Source organism: Polaribacter sp. BAL334 (assembly GCF_015767435.1).
GTDB lineage: Bacteria > Bacteroidota > Bacteroidia > Flavobacteriales > Flavobacteriaceae > Polaribacter.
Window position 1 is genome coordinate 1 of sequence record NZ_JADWOV010000262.1, and the last position, 1426, is coordinate 1426.

Consider the following 1426-nt stretch of genomic DNA (forward strand, 5'->3'; position numbering starts at 1 on the left):
TCGCAGTCAAGTTCGTTTGAATCCGCAATTAAAAATAAAAGATAAAAAGGCTGAAAGTAAGAATGCAGTAGAAAGTTTAAATGATAATGAGACTCCTATCGGTGCATTCATAACAAAGCCTTATGCTGAGCATTTACGAAGTGCATTTCCTAACGCAACATTTGTTGGTTTTACAGGCACTCCTATCGATGAAACCATTCAAGTGTTTGGTGAGGTGGTAGACAGATATACAATGCAACAATCTGTTGAAGATGACATCACAGTTGAACTAAAATATATTCCGCGCATAGCAAATGTTACACTCGATAGCGAGAAAGTAAAAGAGATAGACTTCTACTACAAAAAATGCGCTGATGAGGGTGCTACGGAAGATGATGTAGTTGCTAGTAAAAAAGCAATGAGTGCAATGGAGGTGATTCTTGGTGATGATGAACGTTTAGACCGCCTTGCAAAGGATATTATTGCACACTACTCAAATGCTTGCGAAAACAAACCAGATATAGTACAAAAAGCAATGATTGTAGCCAGCAAGCGTAAAATTGCATACAGATTACTCCAAAAGTTTAAAGAGCAAAAGCCTGAATGGTTCGAAGAAAAAAAGTCACCTGACGATAGTAAATTAACTTCTGACGAGTTAAAGGAACTATCTGAAATGCCTACAATAGCAATGGTTGCTACACGTCGTCCAAATGACCCAGCGGATATGTATCAATACATAGGTGATAAAGCCCGAAGTAAAAAGTTAGATGATGCATTCAAAACGGAGCATTCAAATTTCCGCATTGTTATTGTTATTGATATGTGGATTACTGGCTTTGATGTTCCTTCTCTAACTTACCTTTACAACGATAAGCCTCTCCAAAAACAGAGTCTTATTCAAACAATTAGTCGTGTAAATCGAAAGTATACAGGTAAAGAATTCGGATATATCATTGACTACATCGGTATCCGCGACAATATGATGGAGGCAATGCGTAAGTTTGGTGGTGAAACATTTGGTCCAAGCGAAGATGATGTTCAACAAGCTTTAGAGGCTCTTATAATTGAGTTGAAAATAATCAAAGATGTATTTGTCGGTTTTGACATATCACCATTTACTGATCCAAAAACAAGTCCTTTGGATAGATTAGAGTGCCTGTCATCCGCAGCCGATTATATCATCACTTTGACAGCACATTTAAATCTCAGCAGTGAAAGGGGAAAACCTAAAACCGTTAGTGTAAAGACATTCTTCCTAGCTCACGTGAAGCGATTGAGAACTGCTTATGATATTTGTCAGCCATCAAATGTACTGACCAATGAGCAACTATCATTATCGCAGTGCCTTATGGCAGTAGCATCTTATATCAGAAAAACTTCCGGGGAGAGACACGATATCGAAAGTATGAATCGTGCTGTTGAAAAAATGGTCGCAGAGGCATTGAAA

1 protein-coding gene is annotated in these 1426 nt (G+C 38.0%); it reads left to right on the plus strand.

The genetic code is table 11. The features are described from left to right. Positions 1-16: 16 nt before the first annotated feature. A partial coding sequence (locus IU405_RS05490; protein ID WP_197437610.1) for a UvrB domain 3-containing protein occupies positions 17-1426 on the plus strand: 1410 nt, incomplete at its 3' end.